The organism is Epilithonimonas sp. 33E (genome assembly GCF_059372615.1).
The window spans coordinates 198,781-215,356 of sequence record NZ_CM182009.1 but is presented as its reverse complement, the minus strand read 5'-3'; the positions used below and the strand labels follow the sequence as shown (position 1 = coordinate 215,356).

Sequence of the window (16,576 nt, the reverse complement as noted above, 5' to 3'; positions counted from 1 at the left end):
ATGAGCAGAAAACTAAAAATATTAATGAGCGGCGGCGGAACAGGTGGACACATCTTTCCGGCGGTTGCGATTGCTCAGGAAATCCAGAAACGGTTTCCCGATGCAGAGTTTTTGTTCATTGGTGCGAATGGAAAAATGGAAATGGAAAAGGTTCCTCAAGCCGGATTCAAAATCGAAGGATTGAACATCGCCGGATTCGACAGAGGAAATCTTATGAAGAATATCGGGCTTCCATTTAAAATCATTTCCAGTTTGATTAAGGCTAAGAAAATCATTAAAAATTTCAAACCGGATTTTGCGGTTGGAACTGGTGGTTTTGCAAGCGGACCTGCTTTGTACATTGCTGCGAAAATGGGAATTCCGACTTTTATTCAGGAGCAGAATTCTTTGCCGGGAAAGACGAATGTTTTCAATGCTAAAAAAGCGAAAGCCGTTTTCACAGCCTATCCGGATATGGAAAAATTTTTCCCGGGAACGAAAACTTATTTCTTAGGAAATCCAATCCGTCAGAATATCACCACGGATTTGATTGATAAAGATTTAGCTAAAGAAAAATTAGGCCTAGATAAAAATAAATTAACGATTCTTTCGGTTGGCGGTTCTCTTGGTTCCAGAACCTTGAACAACGGCTGGAAAGATAATTTTGATAGACTGAAAGAGAAAGGTTATCAATTAATCTGGCAAACCGGAAAAACTGACTACCAGCAAATTATAAGCGATGTCACGATGAGCGGAATCGAAGCGTTTGGAATTCAAATTAAAGAATTCATCTCCGATATGGCTTTGGCTTATTCCGCAGCGGATGTGATTGTTTCCAGAGCTGGTGCAATTGCGATTTCAGAATTGGCAGTTGCCGAAAAGCCGGTTTTATTGGTCCCTTTTCCTTTTGCGGCGGAGGATCATCAAACTAAAAATGCTTTGACTCTGGTTGAGAAAAATGCGGCAAAAATGGTCAAAGATTCTGAAATGAAAGACAAATTCTGGAGCACACTTTCAGAAATCTGTGAGAATGAAAATCTTAGAAAAGAAATGTCTGATAATTTAGAATTCTTTGCCAAGCCAAAAGCGGCACAAGGAATTGTAGATGAGATTTTTAAAGTGATATAGTTTAATGAAATTATTGAAACACATATTATTATTTTTTTGTTTGATAGGTCTATCAAGCTGTATGAATCGGTATAATAATATGCCGGCAAAAAATAATACACAAGCAAGACAAACTTTAGCTAAAAGCTTTGCCGAGAATTTTATTTCTAAATGTGGGAAAAAAGACTATTCTGAAATAACCGGTTTTAATATGGATATTAATATGAAAAATTATTTTTCTCCAGAAAAAATTAAAACTGTGTGTGAAAACATCGATAAAAAATATGGAAAAATAGAAATTGGAAGCTTATATGCAGCTAAAACGAATGTTTACCCAAAAGATTTTTCAGACCTGTTTGTTTTCAATATTAAGACAGAAAAAAATGATAGTATCAAATATTTGAGAATGGGAATGACCAGGGACAAAGACTATTTTCAGATTTTTTACATATCAACAAAGCCATACAATAAATGGTATAAAAGAAAGAAAAAATGAGCATCTTAAACAAATATCAAAACTTCTATTTCATCGGCATCGGTGGGATTGGGATGAGTGCGCTGGCGAGATATTTTCACGCCAACGGCAAAAATGTTTTGGGTTATGATAAAACGCCAACAAAACTAACGGCTCAAATCGGTTTTGAAGGTATTGATATTACGTTTGAAGATGTCATTGATGAAAAAATTGTAGCGTTGGATAAAGAATCAACTTTGGTTATTTATACGCCTGCAATTAAGAAACTCGGAATTCTGGATTACTTCGCAAGTGAAAGTTTTGAGATTCTGAAACGTGCAAAAGTTTTGGGATTGATTACAGAAAATACAGATTGCATCGCCGTTGCTGGAACTCACGGAAAGACAACAACTTCTACATTGATTGCGCATTTGTGCAAAGAAGCGAATCTTCCGTCGTCCGCATTTTTAGGCGGGATCTCCGAAAATTTCAAATCCAATTTCGATTACAACGGCAACCAATTTTCCGTGGTCGAAGCGGATGAATATGACAGAAGCTTCCTGAACCTTTCTCCGGATTGGGCGGTTGTAACATCAATTGATGCAGACCATTTGGATATTTATGGTGATAGAGTTCAGATTGAAGATGGTTTCCGTCAATTCGCTGCTTTAGTTCCGAATGATAATCAGTTGTTTGTGAGAAAAGGAATTGCAATCGGAAGAGGACATAAAACTTATGCTGTGAATGAGGAGGCGGATTATTATTCCGATAACCTGAGAATGGAACATGATAAAATCTATTTCGATTTTCATACGCCAACGCAGGAGGTTGAAGATTTTGTCTGGGAAATTCCGGGAATTCACAATGTTGAAAATGCAACGGTTGCTTTGGCGATTCTGAGCAATTTAGGTGTTGGTTTCGAGACTTTAAAAAAAGCAATTGCCAATTTTAAAGGCATCAAAAGAAGATATACGAAACATATTTTTGATAACGGAAAGATTTATATCGATGATTATGCGCATCATCCAACAGAACTGAATGCAGTGATTGGTTCGATAAAAACATTTTATCCAACCAAGAAATTGCTGGTGGTTTTTCAACCGCATCTTTTTAGCAGAACAAGAGATTTTGCAGAAGATTTTGCGAGAAGTCTGGAAAACGGAGATGATTTGTTGTTATTAGATATTTATCCTGCGAGAGAACTTCAGGAAAATTTTGAAGGCATCACATCAAGTTGGTTAGCTGAAAAAATCGAAACAGACAACAAAGAAGTCTGCACATTACAGGAGACTTTTGAAAAGATAAAAGAGAAAGATTTTGATATTTTATTGACAGTCGGAGCGGGAAATATTGATACACTTTATGACCCGATTATGGAATGGATGCAAAGTTTGTAAAATGTAAAACGTATCAATGTATTTACGATTTTTAAAATCATTGGTACATTTTACATTAATACGTCAATACAAAAATTAATATGAAAAACAAGTGGAGAATATTGAAGATACTCGTAACAGTCGTCCTTTTTGGATTTCTGCTCAGTTTCTCGTTAAAGCGTTTCAACAACGCCAAGATGGAGAATGTATCGATTAATATGAACCAGACCAAAACGCCGGTTTATTTTGTGGATGAAAAGGACATCAAGGATTTGGTAAAGCAATTTAATCCTACAAAAAAGATTGGCGATGTTAAGATTCCGGAATTGGAGAAAAAGATTAATGAGATTCCGTTTGTTGACAGTGCCAATGTTTATATGAATCTGAACGGAAATCTGAATGTTGATATCAAACAACGCATTCCGATTTTCAGACTGAATAAAAACGGAAAGGATTTTTATGTGGACGAAAAAGGTGTTGAATTCCCGATTTCTAGAAACTTTTCTTATCCGTGTATGTTAGTAATGGGCGATGTCGAAGCTTCGGAATATCAGGAACTCGGAAAGCTGATTGAGAAAATTGACAAAGATGATTTCAGTAAAAAATATTTCATCGGAATCAAAAAAGAAAAAGACAATTATAATCTTCTGACAAGCGATGGAAATTACAAAGTTGAGATTGGAGATTTAGATAATATTGATTTCAAGGTTAGAGGATTTAAAACTTTTGTAGAGAAATATCTGGTTTATCAGAATCCTCAGAAGTACAAAAAGATTTCGGTTAAATACAATAATCAGATTGTAACCACACTGAATCCTTATTTCAAAGAAAACGACAGTATTCTGAGAAATGCACCAAAAATTGAAATTACAAAACCGGAAGAAAAACCGACGCAACTTTTAGCATCGGTTCCGGCAAAAACAGAAACTAAAAAAGCGGAGCCCAAACCGGAACCGAAAAAAGAAATTAAAAAAGCGGAACCTAAGAAATCAGAAGTCAAAAAAGAACCTTCGAAACCCAAAAAAGTAGAGAAGAAATCTGAACCGAAAAAAACTTCGGAAAAGAAAAAGGAAACAACATCCAAACCAACTTCTGACAAAAAGAAAAAAGCAAAAGTAGTAGTAGAATAAAAAATCAAATCGAGCATATAATGGAAAATCAAGAGTATTCAGTAGGTCTGGACATTGGGACAACTAAAATTGTCGCCATTGTCGGAAGACGTAACGCTCACGGGAAAATCGAAATCCTGGGCGTTGGGAAGGCTAAAAGTCTTGGTGTTCACAAAGGAATCGTGAACAACATTTCCCAAACTATCAATTCCATCAAAACTGCAGTTGCAGAAGCGCAATCCAGCGCTGGCGTTCCTATCCACAAGGTAACTGTCGGGATTGCAGGAAAACATATCCGTTCTCTCCAGCATTCGGATTACATCATGAGAGAGCATCCGGATAGATACATCACGGAAGATGATATCGAGAAACTAAAAGACCAGGTGAAGAAATTGGTGATGTTGCCTGGCGAAGAAATCATCCACGTTTTGCCTCAGGAATACAAAGTGGATTCTGAAGGCGAGATCCAGGAACCAATTGGAATGCACGGCAAAAGATTGGAAGCCAATTTCCATGTTGTTGTGGGACAAATGGGTTCTATCAGAAATATCGCAAGATGTGTTCGCGAAGCTGGTCTGGAAATGGAAGCATTGACTTTGGAACCTTTGGCATCGTCTGAAGCTGTTCTTACAAAAGAAGAAAAAGAAGCTGGTGTTGCAATTGTTGATATTGGTGGTGGAACTACGGATATCGCGATTTTCAAAGACAACATCATTCGTCATACTTGCGTGATTCCTTACGGCGGTGGAATTATCACCGATGATATCAAGGAAGGATGTTCAATCATTGAGAAACACGCAGAACAACTGAAAGTGAAATTCGGTTCGTCTGTTCCGGAATTGGAAAAAGACAGTACTTACGTGACAATCCCGGGATTGCACGGTCGTCCGGACAAAGAGATTTCGTTGAAGGTTTTGGCTCAGATTATCAATGCGAGAGTTGAAGAAATTCTGGAAATGGTAAACACCGAACTGAAAGGTTACGGCGCTTTTGAGCAAAAGAAAAAACTGATTGCAGGAATCGTATTAACCGGAGGTGGTTCCAACCTGAGAAACCTTCGTCAGTTAGCGAATTACACAACAGGTTTCGACAGCAGAATTGGTTTCGCTAACGAGTATGTGGCGAATGATAAAAACCAATATCTTAAAGGACCGGAATTCGCAACGTCCATCGGTTTATTGATGGAAAGTCTTAAAATCAGAGATAAAAAAATCCTTCCAACAGAAGAAGAAATTATCGAAGAAGCCGTAACTAAGGCACAACAAGTTGCTCAACCAACTGCTGAAGTCGAGAAGCCTCAACAAGTTCAGCAGATGGAAGAAGTTACAAAACCAAAAGAAGAAGCTAAAAGAAACAAACCGACTTTTGGTCAGTCGATTTTAGACAAAGTGAAAAAATTCTTCGAGGAAGTAGAAGAGTAAAACATAAATGATAAAAGATAATTGATAAATGATTAAAGCAATCATAAATAAATCGATTATCATTTATCAACTATAAACTATAAAAAATAACTACTATGGACAATATAAATAATACACAAGGATTCTCATTTGACCTACCAAAAGGCAATTCTTCAATTATTAAAGTAATCGGTGTTGGAGGCGGCGGAAACAACGCTTTGAAGCATATGTACGAGAAAGGGATTTATGGCGTGGATTTCGTGATTTGCAACACCGATGCACAGACACTTGATAACAATCCTGTTGCTAACAAAGTTCAGTTGGGTGTAACAATGACCGAAGGTCTTGGCGCAGGTGCTGACCCGGAAGTTGGCGAAAAAGCGGCTATCGAAAGCATTGATGATATCAAAGCATCAATGGGACAAAACACCAAAATGGTTTTCATCACTGCCGGAATGGGCGGTGGAACCGGAACCGGTGCTGCACCTGTGATTGCAAAAGTGGCCAAGGAAATGGGGATTCTTACTGTTGGAATCGTAACCGTACCTTTTAGTTTTGAAGGAAAAAGAAGATTGGATCAGGCTGAATTAGGTTTGGAAAAATTAAGGAATAATGTTGATTCTTTGATTGTCATTAATAATGATAAACTGAGACAACAATTTGGTAATCTTGGTTTCAAACAAGGATTCTCAAAAGCCGATGAAGTGTTGACAAACGCTGCAAAAGGAATGGCAGAAGTTATTACTGGCTATTTCGATGTTAATATTGACTTCCGCGATGCTAAATCTGTTTTAGCTAACTCTGGTACTGCATTGATGTCTACTGGAATTGCTAGCGGTGAAAATAAAGCGGAAGAAGCAGTTAAAAAAGCATTGGATTCTCCATTATTGAATGATAACAAAATCACAGGCGCGAAAAATGTTCTATTGCTAATCAGAAGCGGTGCGACTGAAGTAACAATGGACGAGATCGGTGTGATTATGGACCACATCCAGAAAGAAGCTGGAAACACGGCTGATATTATTTTTGGAGTTGGTTCTGATGAGGAATTGGGCGATGCAGTGAGCGTTTTGGTAATTGCAACCGGTTTCTCCAACGATAATAAAAAACATTCCGGCGTTACTGAAACCATCAAATATTCTTTGGAAGACAGACCAAGTCCTTCATCTCACAGAGAATCGCCGTTCAAAAGCAGATTCCAGGAAGAATCAAAACCTGAAGTGCAGTCCGGGAAAAATTTTTTTCGGTTAGAGGATGATGAAGATTTCGGAACTTCCGGCTTTCCAACCAATGCCGTTGCAGAAAGTCTTGTAGAAGAGCCAAAAGCAAAAATCGAAATCATCGAAAACGAGGAAATCCAGGATTTCTCAAACGATTATAATTTTAATAACGAAAAGCAGGAATACAACCTTTTCACTTTCGAGGAAGAGAGTTATGAAGAAGTAGATTTGGAAGCACAATCTTTTTCTTTCGAAGTTGAGGAAAAGCCAAAAGCGTCTTTCAAAGAAGAAGTAATTGAAAAGCTTGTTGAAGTGACTTTCACAATCAACGAACCTACGATTGAAGAAGAATTTCCGGTAATTGAAAAGCAAGTTATTTCTGAAGTTAAAGAAGAAGCCGTTAACGAAATCATCGAAGAAAAAGTTGAAGAACCAACTCAATTTTCTTTTGCTATTGAAACTAAAGAGGAAATCATAGAGGAGAAAAAGCCGGAACCGGTTCAGGAAACTGAAAGTGGATTCACTTTCTTCAACAAAACACCGGACTCTTCAAAAGCAATGGAAAGAAGAAATAAGCTAAGAGAATTCAATTCCCGTTACCAGCAATTGGATAATGAGAATGTTTTCGAAACCGTTCCTGCTTTCAAAAGAAAGAACATCAATATTGATGGTTCTAATGCATCAGACCAGAATATTAATACTTATTTGTCTGATAATAATGGAAGTATGCAACTGAGAGAAAACCGGTTTCTTAACAAAGATGTTGACTAGAATTGTACTAATGTATTTATGATAGAATGTATTAACGATATTGGATAAGCGTTTTACATTTTATCATAAATACATTAATACCTTTTACATTAATACAGAAAAAATGAGTTTAGAAAATACAATAAGCGAAGCCATCAAAACGGCGATGAGAGAAAAAGACCGTGTAGCTTTGGACTCTTTGAGAGCAGTAAAATCTCAGATTCTTTTACTACAAACCGAAGCCAGAGGAGCCGAAGTTTCAGCAGAACAGGAGATTGCGATTTTGCAAAGAATGATAAAGCAGAGAAAGGATTCTTATGAGCAGTTTATGGCTCAGGGAAGAACAGACCTTGCTGACGTGGAAGAAGCTCAGATGAAAGTCATTGAGAAGTTTCTACCGAAACAATTATCTGCTGAAGAACTGGAATCAGAAATCAAGAAAATCATTTCTGAAACCGGAGCAGAGACTATTAAAGATTTAGGAAAAGTAATGGGTGTTGCTTCCAAAGCATTAGCAGGAAAATCTGACGGAAAGAGCATTTCAGAAATGGTTAAAAAGTTACTTTCTTAAATCATCAATGATAGTTGATAAGCGATAATTGATATCATTCATCATTTATATTTTATCAATTATAAAAACTGGATATACTTAATTTGCATATCGATTTGATTAAAGCCTTGAATTTTCGGATTCAAGGTTTTTGTTTGGGAATTCAGTCAAAATGGCGCAATAGATATTTGGTATAATTTTAATAGAATGATTGATCAGATAATGCAAATATTATTTGATTAAATTTGCAATTCGAATTAACCTAAATAAATTTAATATGTACCCAGCAGATTTAGTATTGCCAATGAAGGCAGAACTTACAGATAAAGGTTTTGAAGACCTTACAACACCAGAACAAGTTGATGAAGCGCTTAAGCAAAGCGGGACAACACTTTTAGTAATCAATTCCGTTTGTGGTTGTGCAGCCGGTGCTGCAAGACCAGGCGTTTTATACTCTTTGACAGGTGAGAAAAAGCCAGACCATCTGGTAACAGCTTTCGCAGGATTTGACACAGAAGCGGTAGCAGAAGCCAGAAGATTATTAGCTCCATTCCCGCCTAGTTCACCAGCTGTGGCACTTTTCAAAGATGGCGAGTTGGTGCATATGCTGGAAAGACACCACATCGAAGGTAATCCTGCAGGCGCAATTGCTGCCAATCTTCAGGCCGCTTTCGAAGAGTATTGTTAATAAAAAACCTAAGACCAGAACAGAGATGTTCTGGTTTTTTTATGAAATATTAGCGAAAATTATTTTAACTGATGCCAATGTTAATGGGTATTACAACGCTTTCGGTTATGAACAGTCTGAAAAGAATCTATGAAAAGTTCACAAATAGACTTTGAGACTTTTCATTATTTTTTAAATTTGCAAAAAAGTAAAAATGTCAGATCAAGCAAGTTATTTGTTTTCTACGAGAACCAGCCACGAGTTGGCAGAAAAAATTGCTCAGTTCTATGGGCAGCCATTGGGAAAAATCAATATTCAGCATTTCAGCGACGGAGAATTTGAACCGGTTTTGGAACAATCCGTTAGAGGAAGCCGGGTTTTTCTTATCGCATCTACCTTTCCTCCGGCAGACAATCTTTTGGAATTGTTATTAATGATCGATGCGGCCAAAAGAGCTTCTGCAAAGAATATTACAGTTGTAATCCCATATTACGGATTAGCAAGACAAGACAGAAAAGATAAGCCGAGAGCACCAATCGGAGCAAAGCTAGTTGCCAATCTTTTGACGGCTGCAGGAGCGACGAGAATTATGACGATGGATCTTCATGCTGATCAGATCCAAGGTTTCTTTGAGATTCCTGTCGATCATCTTTATGCTTCTACTATTTTCGTGGACTATATTCAGTCACTTAATCTGGATAATCTTACCATTGCATCACCGGATATGGGGGGAGCAAAAAGAGCAAAAAACTACGCAGGTCATCTGGGTGCCGATGTCGTAATCTGCTATAAAGAAAGAAAAAAAGCCAATGTGGTTGAAGAGATGTTTCTGATTGGGGATGTTAAGGATAAAAATGTGATTCTTATTGATGATATGATTGACACTGCAGGAACACTTTGCAAAGCAGCGGATATCTTAATGGAAAAAGGAGCGAGATCTGTAAGAGCAATGGCAACACACGGTGTACTTTCGGGTAAAGCTTATGAAAATATCGAAAATTCTAAATTATTGGAAGTTATCGTAACAGATTCTATCCCGCAAAAAATGGATAAATCCTCCAAAATAAAGGTGCTTTCCTGCGCATCCTTATTTGCCGATGTGATGAATAGCGTGCACGAACACAAATCAATTAGTGATAAATTCATTATCTAAGAAAAAAATTATATATTTGCAACCTCAAATTTTAATCATTATATAATGAAATCTATTACAATTCAAGGTACAAAAAGAGAAAGCGTGGGCAAAAAGTCTACAAAAGCTTTACGTGATGCTGAATTAGTTCCTTGTGTTGTTTACGGAGGTAAAGAGCCATTGAATTTTTCTACTGAAGAAAAATCTTTCAAAGGTTTGGTATATACTCCTGAAGCACACACGGTATCTATTGAGGTTGACGGACAAACAATTCCTGCTGTTCTTCAGGATATCCAATTTCACCCAATCACAGACAGAATCCTACATGTGGATTTCTATCAATTATCAGACGATAAGCCGGTAATTATGGACGTTCCTGTAAGAATTACTGGTCGTGCAAGAGGTGTTGTTGCCGGTGGTGTTCTTAGACAAACTTTCAGAAAACTGAAAATAAAAGCGATTCCTGCAAACTTGCCGGACGAAATCGTTGTAGATGTAACACCATTGAGAATCGGTAACAAATTCTATGTTGAGGCTCTTAAAAATGACGCTTACACTTTTATGCATCCGGACAATGCTGTTATCGTAGCTGTTAAGATGTCTAGAAATGCTATGAAAGGAGGTGCTGCTGCAATGGATGATGAAGATGAAGAAATGGCAGAAGAAGTAAAAGATCAATCTCCACTTGTTCCGACAACTGAAGAAAAATCTGAGGAATAAAAAGTATTCCAGATAAAATATCATAGCCATAGAATATAATTCTATGGCTTTTTTCATATCTTTATATATAATAAAAATGATTTGATATGAAAAAACTTCTATTCTCTGCTCTATTTACATCAGTTATATGCCACGCGCAAACATCAGTTTATACAGAAGATTTTGAAAACGTAACAGACTTATATGGTGCAAACTGGACACTTTACAATGACACAAATACTCCTTACGGTACATATGCAGCATTATTTTCCAATGCTTGGGAAATTGTTAAGTGGAGTGCGGAAAGTGGAAATACGGTAGTTTCCTCGCCGTCCTGGTTTACTACAATAGCACCGGCAGACAGATGGCTTATCTCTCCGGCTATAACCTTACCTTCAAACTCTACAATCTCTCTTGAATTTTTTGCAAGATCTCATGATGTAAGCCCTTACGATGATGGTTTCAAACTAAAAATTTCTACAACTAATACTACAAAAGCAGCTTTCACTAATATTCAGACAGTAGATCATGCTCCCAATGTTCCTATTTCAAGTCAGCTAACACCATATACGGTTAATTTATCCGCTTATGCAGGGCAAACTGTCTATCTGGCTTGGGTAAACGACTATACCAATGGAAACCTGCTGAGTGTAGATGATATCAATGTAACAGCTACCCCATTAATGTCAGTCAGTGATTTTAGTAAAAAAAGCTTAACACTATATCCTAACCCTACAGACAACTACTTTCAGCTAAACTCAAATAACGAAAAACCAGAATCTGTAAAAGTTTTTGATCTTTCAGGAAAATTGATCAAAGAATTTTCAGATCTTAATTCTGAAAAATATGATATCGCGAATCTTAAACCGGGAATTTATAATGTTTCTGTTCAAAGTTCAAAATCTACACAAAACATCAAACTTATTAAAAAATAAATCGAGAATAGTCGCCCTTTATATGTTATAAAATAAAAAACCTCAGAAATACTTCTGAGGTTTTTTCTGAATATTTTTCAGTCTCTCTAATTATTTAATGCACTCAATGTGTTCTCTTTAACGATTCGCTTAGCGAATTTGAATTTTGGTCCCCAATAGCTGTCATCCAGAGAAGAAACCATTACACCTTTGGACGTTGCTGCGTGAATGAACTTCACCTCACCTTCCGGCGTTACCTCTTCCACAATTCCCACGTGAGAAATTCTGCTACCTCTGTGTGAGAAAAACACCAGATCTCCTTTCTGAAGTTCTGTTTTTTCTACAGAATCTCCTTCTTGAGATTGTTGAGCTGCAACTCTTGGTAAGTTCATACCTGCTGCTGCGCCAAATACTGATAACACGAATGCCGAGCAATCTATTCCGCTTCTGGAAGTTCCCCCGAATCTGTATGGAGTTCCTAGATAACTTTCAGCTTCAGATAAGATATTGTCAATGGTGTTGCTGTATTTGATCGCATTTTCTATAGCAGATCTTTTGATAACCTCATTGGTATTAGCAATAGATGCTAAAACTTGTTGTCCTTTGTTGTTTGATTTGTTTGTTACGGGTTTTACGTTTACATCCAATGATGCAAACTTGGCATCAGTTTTGTATGTTTGATTGTTAGAAACCACATAGTTAGAAACGCAAGACTGAAGCGAAAAAAACGTGGTCACAAATAAGATATAAACTAGAACTCTTTTCTTCATATATATTTAATTATTTGTGTTAAACTTGAGTTGGTTTTTTGTGATTGCATAGCAAAAATAGCCAATACTCATTAAAGGACATTTCAAATCAATTTGAGCGTTCTTGAGTTTAACATAATTTAACAGTCTTTTTAAGAATGTTAAAAAAAAACAAACCGCAAAGCCTTTATTTAGACTTTGCGGTTTTATTTTTAGTTAAGATTCTTTAACGTTTTTGTAGATATTTATCTAGTGAAGAGTAATTCTCTATATTTTGTCATCGGCCACAGCTCATCGTCTACCATCATTTCCAGAGCATCTGATGCCTCTCTGATGTTATCAAAAAGAGGCTTAACTTTGTTACAGTATTCCTCTGCTTGTTTTTGGCTTCCTGATGTATTTTTAGCCTTTTCTTTCGCTGCCAAAAGATTATCAACACCAACTTTGATCTGAGAAACATTACCGGAAATATCAGAAATCAAACTCAATTGTTCTTTTGCCAAAGTCTTGAATTCTTTCTCGCTGAAAATCTCTTTCAACCCTTTAACGTTCTCAATTAATCTGTTTTGATAATTAAGCGCTGCAGGAATGATGTGGTTTCTTGCGATATCTGCTAAAACTCTGGCTTCGATATCAATGACTGTTGAGTATTTTTCCAGCTTGATTTCGTTTCTGGCTTCGAACTCACGGTGTGAGTAAATTCCTAACTCTTCATAAAGCTCAACGAATTTTTTATCCAATTCCATTTTAAGAGCTTCCGGCGTTGTTTTCAAGTTGTTAAGACCTCTTTTCTTAGCTTCTTTTGCCCAATCGTCTGAATAACCGTCACCTTCGAACATAATGCTCTTAGATTGCTTGATGTATTCTCTTAATACATTGAAAATGGCTTCATCCTTCTTAAGACCTGTTTCAATCAAAGCATCCACTTCAGCCTTGAAAGTTTTCAATTGTTTAGCCGCAATTACGTTCATTACAGTCATTACTTCCGCACAGTTTGCAGAAGAACCAACCGCTCTGATTTCGAATTTGTTTCCTGTGAATGCAAATGGAGATGTTCTGTTTCTGTCAGTATTATCTAAAAGAATTTCAGGGATTTTTCCTACAACATTTAGTTTTAATTCTGTTTTCTCTTCCGGAGATAATTTTCCGTCCGTCACTTTTTCCAATTCTTCCAAAACACCGAACAACTGGCTTCCAATGAAAGCAGAAATGATTGCCGGCGGCGCTTCGTTAGCTCCCAATCTGTGGTCGTTGCTCGCAGATGCAATAGATGCTCTCAACAAATCCGCATAATCGTGGACCGCTTTCAAAGTATTCACAAAGAACGTCAGGAACTGAAGGTTTTTCTTCGGATTTTTACCCGGACTCAAAAGGTTTTCGCCTGTGTCAGTTCCCAAAGACCAGTTGTTATGTTTTCCACTTCCGTTGACACCGGCAAATGGTTTTTCGTGAAATAAAATATGGAAGTGATGCTTGTGAGCAATTCTCGCCATAATATCCATTAATAATGAATTGTGATCAACAGCAACATTTGCTTCTTCAAACATTGGCGCCAATTCAAATTGATTTGGAGCAACCTCATTGTGGCGCGTTGTTACAGGAATTCCCAACTTCATACATTCGATTTCCAATTCCTTCATATAGTTCATTACTCTTGTAGGAATCGAACCGAAATAATGATCATCAAGCTGTTGTCCTTTCGCCGGAGAATGTCCAAGTAAAGTTTTCCCTGTCAAAACCAAATCCGGTCTTGATTGATACAAAGCTGTATCTACCAGAAAATATTCCTGTTCCCAGCCCAGTGTCGGAGAAACTTTTGTTACGTTTTTATCGAAGTAAGATTTACAAACATCTGTCGCTGCTTCATCAACCGCGTTCAAAGCTCTTAATAATGGCGCCTTATAATCTAAAGTCTCACCAGTGTAAGAAATGAAAATCGAAGGAATACAAAGTGTAGTTCCCATAATAAAAGCCGGAGAAGTCGGATCCCAAGCGGTATACCCTCTCGCTTCGAATGTATTTCTGATTCCACCATTCGGGAAAGAAGAAGCATCCGGCTCCTGTTGAATCAACATTCCGCCACTGAATCTCTCGATAGCTCTTCCACCCTCTATAGGTGTAAAGAAAGAATCGTGCTTCTCAGCAGTTGCACCTGTTAACGGTTGAAACCAGTGCGTGTAGTGGGTAACGCCTTTTGACATAGCCCAATCCTTCATCGCAACAGCTACCTGGTCTGCAATGTGTCTCTGGATTTTTGTTCCTTTTTTAATGGCGTCCAAAATAGATTGGAACGCTTCTTTAGTCAGATATTCTCTCATTGTTTCTTCTGAGAATACATTTTGACAAAACAATTCAGACAGTTTTGCAGGAACTTCTATGAAATTATCTTTTCTGTAATTTCTGAATGGAAGCTCGGCTAAGGCTTTAAATCTTAATGTTGACATAAAAGTGTGTTATTTTAAACGAGGCAAATTTACAAAAAATATAATTCGAAATTAGTTTACCCCTTAAAATTTATAGACTCTTTCAAATAAAATAAATTTAAACCAACAACAACCCCTTAATTTCACAGCATCAACACAAGTTAAAGAGAAAAGAATGTTTAGTTTTTATTATCAAAACATGAATAAAAATTTATTTTAGAATATAGACAGGAAAGTTTAACTTTAAAAACTGTTGTCAAGAAAGCAATAACAATCAATAAAAGACAATAACAATCTCAAAATCAAATATTTAAACATTTTATTTTGATTTAAATAAATTTTCATAACTTTGCAGACTTTTACAAAAATTTTAATATATGGCAAATTCAAGAGCAAGAGAAACCACAGAAGCTATCGAAAGATTATATGTCTCTATGAGACACTTATTCTATAGAGGATTTTTCAAACCATCTGGAGTGTCGGGTGAATCATTAAGAAAATTATTAATGATTATCAATCCGGAGATCTACGGAAGTATGAGCGTTCCTAATAAGATAGAACTGGACGGTTTGCTTTATGTTCTTGATCGTCTTCCGGAAGGTATCGAAGAATGTTCTTTTATCCATTTAACTTCCGACGAAGGCTTCGATAAAGGAAGTTTTGAACCAATCGTTCCGAAGAAAAGACGTAGAAACTGCTACAGAATAGATGAACACCAGATGAACATCGAAGTTCTTTTGGGCCGCTCCGAGATTTATGACATCCTGACTCACTTAACGTTCCTTTATCTGGAAGCAGACAAAATCAGAAACATCGGTTTCGATCTGGATAACGAAGGTCGCCCGAAACGCATCTGGAAAATCATCGAAGAAGTTGCTAAAGGCGAGAAAAAATACAGCAGAAAAGAAAAAGAAGTTGCATTGATTCATCTTTCTTCCTTCTTAGGACGAACTTTTGATGAAACACTTAATGCTTATAACAACTTTGGAGATGATAAAAATCCCGACCGCTTGTTCAAGATTATTTACTGGCTCGGTCAGATTAGCCTGGAAGACTGGAAAGAATTAAGAGAGAGAGAAATCTATTTCTCAGCCATTCTTCAGGAAAGAGTCGGACATCACCTTTTCGGGGAAAAATGGGCAAATAAGATCAAACAGGTTTTGGTGGAAAACAATCTTCATATGAGACCGCTTCACATCATCAGTGCCAATATGCACTCTGTGAAAAATATGGTTTTTGCCAATGATGCTCTTAATAAAAAAGGAACAAAAGAGGTTGATTATAAATTATTTGCTGACATCAGTAACAAAAAAGAACTTCAGGAAAAAGTGCTGGATCACGCTCTGAAAGAAGGAATGATCTATATTGATGACAATAGCGGAAGCAACATTGATGTTCAAATCATCGATCTTGCCAAGACTGAACTTAAGAATACCGTTTTCGCCAATCAAAAATATAAAGGTGACGATGTGATCCTGGTTTTTGATTACGCTTTTGGAGAACAAGCTTTTGAGGTAATGGACGAATTACTAAGACCTTATGAAGTGAAAGGCGAAGTCTATATGATGAAAGTGAAATCGGTTTCGATCATGGGTAAAGCCGGCATCTTAACCGGAGGAAAAGGCGATATTATGATCCCGACTTCTCACATCTTTGAAGGTACTGCTGATAATTATGTCTTCGAAAATGCTCTAAAGGCAACTGATTTTGTAGATGATGAGATCAAATCTTTCGAAGGACCGATGATCACTGTTTTGGGAACATCGCTTCAGAACAAAGACATTTTATCTTACTTTATGACAACGTCCTGGAAAGCCATAGGTCTGGAAATGGAAGGCGCACATTATCAAAAAGCGATTCAGGTGGCGAGCAAGATCCGTCATCACATTTCTCCGGATCTGTTTGTAATGTATGCTTATTATGCATCGGATAATCCATTGGAAACAGGAAGTACATTATCTTCCGGCGGACTTGGACTCACAGGTGTAAAACCAACTTATATGATTACTCATAAAATCATCGAGAAAATTCTTGAGAAGAAATAAAA

The 16,576-nt window shown here is 37.0% G+C and carries 14 protein-coding genes; 12 read left to right on the top strand and 2 right to left on the bottom strand.

The features are described from left to right. The 11 genes from murG (at position 1) to AC5P2S_RS00965 (ending at position 11,378) form a co-directional block, all read left to right on the top strand. Positions 1-1,107 carry an undecaprenyldiphospho-muramoylpentapeptide beta-N-acetylglucosaminyltransferase gene (gene murG, locus AC5P2S_RS01015; RefSeq protein ID WP_494555916.1) on the top strand — a complete coding sequence of 369 codons (1,107 nt, stop codon included), beginning with the start codon at positions 1-3 and terminating at the stop codon, positions 1,105-1,107. 4 nt (positions 1,108-1,111) lie between these two features. Further along, on the top strand, positions 1,112-1,582 hold the full coding sequence (locus AC5P2S_RS01010; RefSeq protein ID WP_494555915.1) for a hypothetical protein: 471 nt from the start codon (positions 1,112-1,114) through the stop codon (positions 1,580-1,582). Continuing rightward, the gene (murC, locus tag AC5P2S_RS01005; protein WP_283415703.1) at positions 1,579-2,937 is read left to right on the top strand and encodes a UDP-N-acetylmuramate--L-alanine ligase; all 1,359 of its coding nucleotides are present in this window, start codon (positions 1,579-1,581) and stop codon (positions 2,935-2,937) included. Before AC5P2S_RS01010 ends, murC begins: the two co-directional genes overlap by 4 nt. A gap of 80 nt (positions 2,938-3,017) precedes the next feature. Next, positions 3,018-4,046 carry a cell division protein FtsQ/DivIB gene (locus AC5P2S_RS01000; protein ID WP_494555914.1) on the top strand — a complete coding sequence of 343 codons (1,029 nt, stop codon included), beginning with the start codon at positions 3,018-3,020 and terminating at the stop codon, positions 4,044-4,046. A gap of 20 nt (positions 4,047-4,066) precedes the next feature. Next, the gene (ftsA, locus tag AC5P2S_RS00995) at positions 4,067-5,446 is read left to right on the top strand and encodes a cell division protein FtsA (protein WP_494555913.1); all 1,380 of its coding nucleotides are present in this window, start codon (positions 4,067-4,069) and stop codon (positions 5,444-5,446) included. Positions 5,447-5,541: 95 nt separating this feature from the next. Continuing rightward, a complete protein-coding gene (gene ftsZ, locus AC5P2S_RS00990; RefSeq protein ID WP_494555912.1) occupies positions 5,542-7,416 on the top strand; it encodes a cell division protein FtsZ in 1,875 nt (624 codons plus the stop codon). Positions 7,417-7,519: 103 nt separating this feature from the next. Then, positions 7,520-7,966, top strand: a complete 447-nt coding sequence (locus AC5P2S_RS00985) for a GatB/YqeY domain-containing protein (RefSeq protein ID WP_494555911.1) — start codon at positions 7,520-7,522, stop codon at positions 7,964-7,966. Between the two features lie 256 nt (positions 7,967-8,222). Continuing rightward, positions 8,223-8,633: a BrxA/BrxB family bacilliredoxin gene (locus AC5P2S_RS00980; RefSeq protein ID WP_283415708.1), complete on the top strand. Its 411-nt coding sequence runs from the start codon at positions 8,223-8,225 to the stop codon at positions 8,631-8,633. 193 nt (positions 8,634-8,826) lie between these two features. Continuing rightward, positions 8,827-9,765 carry a ribose-phosphate pyrophosphokinase gene (locus AC5P2S_RS00975; protein WP_283415709.1) on the top strand — a complete coding sequence of 313 codons (939 nt, stop codon included), beginning with the start codon at positions 8,827-8,829 and terminating at the stop codon, positions 9,763-9,765. A gap of 45 nt (positions 9,766-9,810) precedes the next feature. Continuing rightward, the gene (locus AC5P2S_RS00970; RefSeq protein WP_283415710.1) at positions 9,811-10,464 is read left to right on the top strand and encodes a 50S ribosomal protein L25/general stress protein Ctc; all 654 of its coding nucleotides are present in this window, start codon (positions 9,811-9,813) and stop codon (positions 10,462-10,464) included. Between the two features lie 86 nt (positions 10,465-10,550). Continuing rightward, positions 10,551-11,378 carry a choice-of-anchor J domain-containing protein gene (locus AC5P2S_RS00965; protein WP_494555910.1) on the top strand — a complete coding sequence of 276 codons (828 nt, stop codon included), beginning with the start codon at positions 10,551-10,553 and terminating at the stop codon, positions 11,376-11,378. An 86-nt stretch (positions 11,379-11,464) separates the two neighbouring features. On the opposite strand, the gene AC5P2S_RS00960 is transcribed toward AC5P2S_RS00965, so the two are convergent. Both AC5P2S_RS00960 and AC5P2S_RS00955 read right to left on the bottom strand, forming a co-directional pair. Next, positions 11,465-12,127 carry a C40 family peptidase gene (locus tag AC5P2S_RS00960; RefSeq protein ID WP_283415712.1) on the bottom strand — a complete coding sequence of 221 codons (663 nt, stop codon included), beginning with the start codon at positions 12,125-12,127 and terminating at the stop codon, positions 11,465-11,467. A gap of 224 nt (positions 12,128-12,351) precedes the next feature. Further along, complete coding sequence (locus AC5P2S_RS00955) at positions 12,352-14,550, bottom strand: glutamine synthetase III family protein (RefSeq protein WP_494555909.1); 2,199 nt, start codon at positions 14,548-14,550, stop codon at positions 12,352-12,354. A gap of 356 nt (positions 14,551-14,906) precedes the next feature. Between AC5P2S_RS00955 and AC5P2S_RS00950 the strand changes: the two genes are divergently transcribed. After that, the gene (locus tag AC5P2S_RS00950) at positions 14,907-16,574 is read left to right on the top strand and encodes a DUF6909 family protein (protein WP_120211953.1); all 1,668 of its coding nucleotides are present in this window, start codon (positions 14,907-14,909) and stop codon (positions 16,572-16,574) included. Positions 16,575-16,576: the final 2 nt, after the last annotated feature.